At 44.5% G+C, this 9,025-nt stretch carries 8 protein-coding genes and 1 rRNA gene; all 9 read right to left on the reverse strand.

Annotated elements, in window-relative coordinates; genetic code table 11:
- Positions 1 to 15: 15 nt before the first annotated feature.
- On the reverse strand, positions 16 to 375 hold the full coding sequence (yabA, locus tag AC4EG4_RS18860) for a DNA replication initiation control protein YabA (protein ID WP_142830599.1): 360 nt from the start codon (positions 373 to 375) through the stop codon (positions 16 to 18).
- A gap of 10 nt (positions 376 to 385) precedes the next feature.
- Complete coding sequence (locus AC4EG4_RS18865; RefSeq protein WP_490988692.1) at positions 386 to 1,198, reverse strand: PSP1 domain-containing protein; 813 nt, start codon at positions 1,196 to 1,198, stop codon at positions 386 to 388.
- 3 nt (positions 1,199 to 1,201) lie between these two features.
- The gene (gene holB, locus AC4EG4_RS18870; RefSeq protein ID WP_490980249.1) at positions 1,202 to 2,194 is read right to left on the reverse strand and encodes a DNA polymerase III subunit delta'; all 993 of its coding nucleotides are present in this window, start codon (positions 2,192 to 2,194) and stop codon (positions 1,202 to 1,204) included.
- A gap of 111 nt (positions 2,195 to 2,305) precedes the next feature.
- Positions 2,306 to 2,635 carry a cyclic di-AMP receptor DarA gene (darA, locus tag AC4EG4_RS18875; protein ID WP_490980250.1) on the reverse strand — a complete coding sequence of 110 codons (330 nt, stop codon included), beginning with the start codon at positions 2,633 to 2,635 and terminating at the stop codon, positions 2,306 to 2,308.
- A 117-nt stretch (positions 2,636 to 2,752) separates the two neighbouring features.
- The gene (gene tmk / locus AC4EG4_RS18880) at positions 2,753 to 3,403 is read right to left on the reverse strand and encodes a dTMP kinase (protein ID WP_490980251.1); all 651 of its coding nucleotides are present in this window, start codon (positions 3,401 to 3,403) and stop codon (positions 2,753 to 2,755) included.
- Between the two features lie 139 nt (positions 3,404 to 3,542).
- Entirely contained in the window at positions 3,543 to 5,654 is a 2,112-nt protein-coding gene (locus tag AC4EG4_RS18885; RefSeq protein ID WP_490988693.1) for an RNA degradosome polyphosphate kinase, read from the reverse strand.
- A 90-nt stretch (positions 5,655 to 5,744) separates the two neighbouring features.
- The gene (ppx, locus tag AC4EG4_RS18890; protein WP_490988694.1) at positions 5,745 to 7,271 is read right to left on the reverse strand and encodes an exopolyphosphatase; all 1,527 of its coding nucleotides are present in this window, start codon (positions 7,269 to 7,271) and stop codon (positions 5,745 to 5,747) included.
- A 59-nt stretch (positions 7,272 to 7,330) separates the two neighbouring features.
- Positions 7,331 to 8,767, reverse strand: coding sequence for an aminotransferase class I/II-fold pyridoxal phosphate-dependent enzyme (locus AC4EG4_RS18895; RefSeq protein ID WP_490988695.1), 1,437 nt, complete (start codon positions 8,765 to 8,767; stop codon positions 7,331 to 7,333).
- Between the two features lie 167 nt (positions 8,768 to 8,934).
- Positions 8,935 to 9,025: ribosomal RNA gene (rrf, locus tag AC4EG4_RS18900) — 5S ribosomal RNA — on the reverse strand; the annotation flags it as partial.

The raw sequence follows: 9,025 nt of genomic DNA on the forward strand, positions 1-9,025 counted from the left end.
TGGCTGCCTGTATTTTCAGTTCTGTTTATTCAAAAATGACAAACAGAACAGGCAATCGTCGCCTTTTCGGGAACTGCCAAAATGCACATTGCAAACATGGTAGCCTTCGTGATACAAACGGGCTAAGTTGTCATAGCCTTCACCAATATCCATGACGGCTTTTTTCAACTTCACTGGATCCACAGCAGCCACTTCCGGCACAGCTTTGTGAAATTCATCCAGGCGTGTGCGCAAATGGTGATTTTCCAATTGCAGCGCGTGATGTTCTTCCATCGTCCGGGCTACGACCGCTTTTAGTTCACTGAATTGTTCTTGCATGGATTGGAGCTGCTGTTCAAACTCCATGACCGTGTCTAAAAAGTTCTTTTCCTTCAATTAAACCACCTCACGCTCTCGTTCCTTGGCCCATTATCTCATCTAATGTGTATTCAAGTGTTTGTTCCTGCTCAGATAACCGAACTTTTAACACTCGTTCTAAAATATTCATGCCCACCACGCGGCCTTCGCCGTCTGGTGTCGTTACTTTTGTTCCAACATCCGGCATTTCTTTTTTTGCTGTTTCGTATTCATCGTTCTCGTATTTTAAGCAGCACATCAAACGGCCGCATAAACCTGAGATTTTCGAAGGATTCAACGACAAGTTTTGATCTTTTGCCATTTTGATCGAAACGGGCTCAAAATCGCCCAAAAATGTCGAGCAACAAAGCATTCGGCCACAAGGACCGATTCCGCCTAGCATTTTGGCTTCATCACGAACACCAATTTGGCGAAGCTCGATGCGTGTCCGGAAAATAGCCGCCAAGTCTTTGACCAAGTTCCGGAAATCCACACGGCCTTCTGCTGTAAAGTAAAAAATAACTTTGTTGCGGTCAAACGTGTATTCAACATCCACCAGCTTCATATCCAATCGATGCTCTTCAATTTTGCCTGTGCCCAGTTCAAAAGCACGGCTTGCTTCCAGGCGGTTTTCTTCCACCTGGTGGCGATCACGATCAGTTGCCACACGAACAACTTGCTTTAATGGCAAGACGACATCGTTTTCTCCAACAGTTTTTGTTGGCACGACCACTTTGCCATATTCTACACCTCGTGCTGTTTCCACAATAACGTAATCGTCCTTTTCAATCGTCATTTCACCTGGATCGAAATAATATATTTTACCCGCTTTTTTAAAGCGAACCCCTATCACATTATACAATTGCTACCCCTCCTGCAGATTCAGCATTAACTGCTCCATCAACAGCGTCCGGTTCATATTGCGCGGCAATTGTTGTTTGGCTTGTAAAATAGCCTGCAACTGCTTGGACAATACCGTAAAAGAACGCTGGAGAGCCATCTGCTTCCAAGTTTCTTCCATGTCTGGATATGTTCGTGCAGTTTCAAGACCTGCTTTTACCGAAGCGATGTCCCGATATGCAAATAATAACATGTCCAGGCCTCTTTCGGCATCTTCTTTTTCTTTAAATAACGGCAGCCACTCAGCTTGAAGCATTAAAAGAGCCTCGTGGACATTGCTGCCAGCCACTTCCACCAGTTTCAATACGGTTTTCCGGGCTTGTGCAAATTGTTCATCCTGACTTAAAGCAACGGCTTCTTCTTCGCTTTGCGTCAGCATACTGACAGTGGCAGCCATCGATTCAGTCATGCCATCTGCCATCAATTTTTCCATCAGCTTTGGCCGTGACAGCGGCCGGAACGATACCAATTGGCAGCGGGAACGGATCGTGCTCATCAATGCATTCAGCCGCTCTGTCAAAAGAATCGCTGTCACATTAAATTCCGGTTCCTCCAAAAACTTCAGCAAAGCATTGGCGGAAGAATTGTTCATGCGATCTGCCTGTTCAATCACGTATATTTTACGGCCTGTACTCAGCCCGGTCTTATTCAATTTGAAAATCAACTCACGAATTTGGTCAATTTTAATATTTTGGCCATCCGGTTCAATGAAAATAACATTCGTATGGTTGCCGGAATTATAAAGCTGACAGCTCCGACATGTTTCACATGGAACATTTTGCACAGGTGATTCGCATAGCAAAAGCTTGACGAAGAAATGGGTAATTTCTTTTTTTCCTGAGCCAGCAGGACCTTCAAACAAGTAGGCGTGCGCCAATCGATCTTTCGCATAAGCACCTTGAAGCCGTTTCATGACCACCGGCTGCATTTCCAAAAATTCATCTGTTGTTTTTTGCATAACTTCCACCTTCAGACTTTGTAAAAAATCCCGTGTTCCGAATGGAGCACGGGTATTCGTTATGGTGCTTAGGTGACAGGCACTCTGCCATTTATCGAGGGGAACTAGTTATTAGAAATGATGGAACTGTTCGATCGGCAGTACAAAAATAGTCGCCCCGCCCACTTCAACCTCTACTGGGTATGGAATATACGAATCAGCATTGCCGCCCATTGGCGATACAGGTGCTACCATCTGTTCACGAGCACGACAGTTTTCACGAATCAAATCCAGCAATTTCGGTACAAGATCATCTTCTACCCCGATTAAAAAGGTTGTATTCCCTGAGCGCAAAAACCCTCCTGTACTGGCAAGTTTGGTAGCCCGGAAATCGTTTTTTGTCAACGCGTTGGATAAACGGTTACTGTCTTGGTCCTGTACAACTGCTACTACGAGTTTCATCAGCACTCACTCCTTTTTGTCTTTCTTCTATATAAGTATAACATGAACAAAGATATACGCTGCATATCTTTCCAGCTCTTTGCCAAAAAAATAGCCCACATAAAACGACAGTTGATCCTATAGGGGATCAACTGTCGTTTGCCGTTCTTCTATAAACCGTAAAGCCGTTTCCAATGCATCTGCAAAAACGACATCCAATTCATTCTCTGCATTGATCAGACGAATACGCTCCGGATTCTGGCTTAATAATAACAGATAGCCTTCTCTTACTTTGTAGTGGAACTTCATCGATTCAACATCCAGACGGTTGATTTCCCGTCCGAGATCTTTTTCGATTCGTGCTAATCCGACTTTCGGATTCACATCAAAGTAAAGCGTCATGTCCGGCATGTAATCATCAATGGCAAACTTATTAATGGCAAAGATTTCTTCCATTCCAAGCCCGCGCGCATACCCTTGGTAAGCCAGGCTTGAATCGACGTAACGGTCACAAAGGACGATGCTTCCTGCCTCCAGTGCCGGAATAATTTTCTCAACCAAATGCTGCCTTCTTGCCGCAGCGTATAACAAAGCTTCTGTTCGTGGATCCATCGCAGTATTTTCCCGATCTAAAATTACGTTGCGGATTTGTTCAGCAATCTCGATGCCACCGGGTTCACGCGTGGAAACAACAGAAAACCCTTTTTCCTTTAATGCATCTGTCAGCATTTTCAAGACCGTCGACTTGCCCGATCCTTCTCCGCCTTCCAGATTGATCAAATAACTCATTTTGCTGTTCACCTGATTCCATGAAATTAATCATTATGTACTGTTTTAAACTCTTTATACTATACACGAAATGCCTTCTTTTTTACAGTGACCACTAAAAAACCCGTCCATCTCCCTACGGAAATGAACGGTTTCCTCATTATTCCTCGTCTTCTGCCACTTGATAGGCCCTGCGGAACAGCTCCATTTGGCTGTCTATTGCCGGCTCATCATTTTTACGTGGTACGTAATGGTAGACGCCAGCTGCATCCTGTTCTCTTGCTTTGACATTGTCGGCAAGCCCGAGCTCCAGTATGCTCTTGACCTGCTCTTTGATGTCTTCATCAATAATCGGGAACAGGATTTCGATGCGGTTGTTCAAATTCCGTGTCATCATATCTGCTGAAGACAAAAAGATCTTGCTTTTGCCATTATGATTGAAAAAATAGACACGGCTATGTTCAAGCAAACTGCCGACGATGCTGCGTACCTGGATGTTCTCACTGACTCCAGGAACTCCAGGCCGCAAACAACAGATCCCCCGAACAATCAAATCTACTTTTACTCCAGCATTTGATGCTTCATACAATTTCATTATGATGGTTTTGTCCGTCAAGGAATTCATTTTTGCAATTATTCGTCCATTGCCCTGTTTTTTCTGGAAACCGATTTCAGCATCAATCAAGTCGATGATATCTGTGCGAATCGTGAATGGTGCTACTGATAAATAATGAAATTCCGGTTTTTCGGTATAACCGCTCAAATAATTGAAAAAGTTGGTAGCGTCGATCCCGAACTGCCGTTTAGAAGTGAACAAACTCATATCCGTGTAGATTTTCGCTGTTTGGTCATTGTAATTGCCCGTTCCCAAATGAACAAAACGGTCAATCTTGTCGTCTTTTTTGCGGACAACCAATGTGATTTTGCTGTGCGTCTTCAAATGGGTCATGCCATAAATCACATGGCATCCGGCCTTTTCCAGCTCTTTGGCCCACTGGACATTGTTTTCTTCGTCAAAACGGGCCTTTAGTTCCACGAGCACCGTTACCTGCTTGCCATTTTCTGCTGCTCTTTTCAGCGCCTTGATAACCGGTGAATCGCCGCTGACACGATAAAGTGTCTGTTTGATGGCGAGTACATCGCGGTCATCGGCTGCCTCAGAGATAAATTGGACAACCGGTTCGAACGATTCGTATGGGTGATGGAGAAAAACATCCTGTTCGCTGACCTTTTGGAAAATATCTTTGCCTGTTTCCATTCCAGCCGGCAACTGCGACACTTTCCCTTCAAAGACCAAATGCTCCCAGATCGGCGCCATTTTTTTATAAAAATTGAAAAAGACCGTCAAATCCAAAAATCCTTCAATGGCATAAACATCTTTTTTATGCACTTCCAGTTCATCGGTCAGGTAATCCAAAATAGCGGGGTCAAAGCCAGGCTGCTGGATTTCCAAGCGGACAGCTGCACCCCACTTTCGTTTGCGAAGCTCTTCTTCAATTTCCTTGAGCAAATCACGCGCCCCTTCTTCGTGGATGGTCATGTCAGCATTTCGGGTAATCCGGAACACGGATGCCGAAATTACTTTGAAGCCATTAAAAAGTTTGCGGATGAAAAAGGCGATCACATCCTCCAACAAAATCAGCTTGTGGCTTGCTTTTTTGGAGTCCAAACGGACAAAGCGATCCAGTACAGAAGGAACTTGGACGATGGCAATTTTCTGCCTTTCTTCTGTCTGCTCTAGTTCGTCTTCCAGTACTACTGCCAAGTTGATGCTTTTATTCAACAGCATGGGAAAAGGGCGGTATGCATCAATAGCCATCGGCGTCAGCACGGGGAAAATATGATCTTCAAAGTGTTTTTCCATTATCACTAATTGATCTGCACTCAAATCCGCCATTTTTACAAATTCCACATTTTCTTTTTGAAGCTTAGGCAGCAAACTTTTTTGCAAGGTTTCGTATTGCAAGTCCACCAACCGGTGGGTCTTCATCGCAATTTCATTTAGTTGCTGTTTTGGGGTCATACCGGCTTTGTTTTCGGGTTTCGTAAACCCAACTTTCACCTGATCCTGCAGCCCGGCTACACGAACCATAAAAAATTCGTCCAAGTTAGAGCTGAAAATGGACAAAAACTTGAACCGCTCAAGCAAAGGATTTCGTTTATCCATTGCTTCCTCTAACACTCGTTCATTAAAAGCAAGCCAACTCAATTCACGGTTATTGTAATAAGCAGGTTGTCTGAGTTCCACATTTTTCTTTTTTACTGTTTCCAATTTCGACTCCACCTTTTACGTATAATCCATTCTATTATCGTACCATTTTCGAGCTTTTTAAAAAGCAGGATCAGGCATTTGTAATGTTAATTATTTGTAAAATTTAAAATCAACCGTTTTCTTCAGCTGCTTTTCCAAATGTTTTTTCTGCTTCTCCACCTGGTACTGCTCCGGCTTCCAGTCTTCGCTGCAGCGAATAGAAAATACGAGCTTGTCGTCTTTTTCTTCCAGTTCAATGGTCTCCACAATGTCGCGTTTTGTCGCATTCAAGCTATATGCCAGTTTAATAATGGCACCCAGCAAATTGTATTTAACCACTTCTTCCTTGCTAAACCACTCTTCGTAAATCGCGAGGTTGCGTTTAAAGGTTTCTTTGTTTTTAAACGAAGCCATTAATGCCACAATGACCCGTTCTTTGTGCAACAGGCCGTCAATGGTCCGATTGCTTAGCAAGTAGAACGTATGCTGGTGGCTGGACTCAGAATCGATATAACTTCCTAAATTATAAAGGGCACTGCTCAACTTCAACCGTTTGTAATCTTCTTCCTCCAGTGACAGCAAGCCCACTTCTTCCAATTCTTTTGAAATCAGCAATGCACTGTTTGTGACATGAAACGCATGCGTCAAATTGATGTCGTAGTCGATGGCCAGTTCGTGAAAGCTTTCTTCTACAACATTCGGAAAGACCGATAAATCAAAATCCTTGGTCGTTTCTTCATAGAAAACTCCGTCTCTCAATCCTTTTCTGCTGAGAGCAAATTCTTCCGTATCAATCAATTCCATCAAATAACGAAATACTTCTAATGCGGGAATGATGATATCTGCCCGGTCCTTCGACAAACCTTCGAGCCGCTGCAAATCCGAAAACTCCAAGGACTTCAATAAATCATTCATCTCTTCTACATCATTCTTGCTCATTCTGTACTGATGAACGCCAGTCAAAGGATACTCAATATGCTCTTGATGAATTTGAGCCATGTTTCGCGCGCTTCCTCCGATGCCAATCAACGGCAGTCGTTTATCGGCCAGCCATTCCAACTGATCAAACTGCTCTTTCAAAAATGAACGCAATTCACGCAATTCGCCTTTTGTCGGTGTATCGCCTTGGATAAACTGCTGCTTTAAAGACAATGCTCCAAAAGGGAAACTGTAAAAATAAATCAGCCGGCGGTCATTGAAATACGTGATTTCTGTACTCCCTCCACCAATATCCACTGTGATGCCGCTGGTAAAGGGCGTCGAATTGACGACTGCCAAGTACCCATAGTTTGCCTCTTCAAATTCAGATAAGATACGAATAGTGAAGTCGGTCTCACTCTCCACAGCTTTCATAATTTCATCTTGATTTTCTGCTTGGCGGACAGCCGCTGTGGCCACACATTTAATTGCTTTCAACTGATGGTGGCGGGTAACTTCCTGAAAACTCTTTAAGGTCTTGACCAGTATATCGATGCCTTCGCGTTCCAATAGATTGTCTTCGTTTAAGTAATTGCGCAGGCGGGCAACCGCCTTAACGTTTTCACTTTCTGTAAAACGCCCGCTTTTGTCCCGTGTATAAATTACCAACCGAATGGTATTTGAACCGATATCAATAATTGCGTATTTTTCTTGCTCCATGAAAATCCCCCACATTCTTTCCCATTTAAATCGCGTTACAGGTATACCCTCTTTATGCCTTATTCATTCTCTTGCATGCCTTGCTGAAGTACCGGCAACTGCTTGGACTCCAACCTGTGGTCGCCCTGGATTTGAGCTTCCGATGCCAAGTAATTCATCAGCTCTTCCACTTTAGGTAACGTCCATTTTTCACCAGCTACCATCAGTGGAATGCCGGGAGGATATGGAACGACCATGCCAGCAGCAATTCGTCCGATAATTTGTGTATACGAAATCCATTCCTGGTCCGCCAAATCGATTTCTTCAAAAGACAATTCTGGAACGGTGACATCCAATTGTTGCTGAACCGCAATCTTATTTTCGTGCCTGGCTTCTCCCTCAAGCCTCATTACTGCCTCTTTTAACCGGCTGCGGATTTCCGCAAACGGATAGGCATGCCATTGTTTCAGCAATGGCAAAATGAGCAGCACCTGGAACAGGTCGGCCAGTTCTACCTCAATGCCTGCTTGCTCGAGCTGTTGTTTCAGCTGATAGCCGCTGTGATGTTTGGCCCTCAACATAATCTTTAGCGGATCATCGGATTCTACTACGATCAGCTGTGGAATCATCCGCAAACTGCTGAGAAAACGGTCCCGCTTTTCGCTGAACATCCGAATGTCAGGCTGCGAATAATTTTGCACATAAGACCGCGCATCATCCAGAGAAGCCAGGATTAAATACGATGGGCTGCTTGATTGAAACATCCGCAAGTATTTTTGAATTCTTTTTACATTCACTCGATCACTGCCAACATGCAAAAAAGATCCCATGGTCATGGCCGGTAAGGTTTTATGTGCCGACTGCACCACTACATCCGCCCCGAGAGCCAACGACGAAACCGGAAACGGGGATCCTGTCTGAAAATGGGCACCATGCGCCTCGTCCACTAAAACTGCGATCTTGTTCTCATGGCATAGAGCAATAATTTCCTTCAATTCATCAGAAACCATTCCATAGTAATTGGGGTAGGTCAACACCACTGCTTTTGCTTCCGGGTATGCCTCTATGGCTGCTGCTATGGCCTTAAGAGGCACTCCAGCCGCTGTCATTGATCTGTCGTCCCATTTCGGCGATACGTAAACAGGGCACACACGCGCAAGCTCCAGCGCATGGAAAATCGACTTATGTGAATTCCGCTGAACAATCACGGCATCTCCTTCTTTGCAGGCAGCATGGATCATGGCCAAATTCCCCACCGTCGAGCCATTGACCAATAAGAAGCTTTCCCGTGCCCCATAAGCATCCGCCAACAAAAGCTGAGCATCTTTAATCGCTTCTTCCGGATAATGAAGATCGTCAAGTCCTGTCAGTTCAGTCAAATCGTAATGGAGCGCCGACTGAATGTCTTTCGGCAGCCCCGATAAAATGCCGTGTTTATGCCCAGGAACATGAAAAGAAATGGGCTGTCTGTTTTGATGCTGTATCAAAGCATCGACTATTGGACGTCGTTGAGTCATAGTTTCCATCCTCACATTGATTGATTACTCCCATTATAGCAACTTCAGCCGAGAGCGGTGGGTTTGAAATAAAAAGTCCGGGATGATTCCAAAGTACCTTATTGTAGAGTTTCCTGGAAATAAAAAAACAAGCCGTTACCGGAATCGGTAACGACTTGTTTTCGTGTGCCTAGCGACGTCCTACTCTCACAGGGGGAGACCCCCAACTACCATCGGCGCAAAAGAGCTTAACTGCCGTGTTCGGGATGGGAACGGGTG

The organism is Planococcus sp. TJ-201 (genome assembly GCF_058268495.1).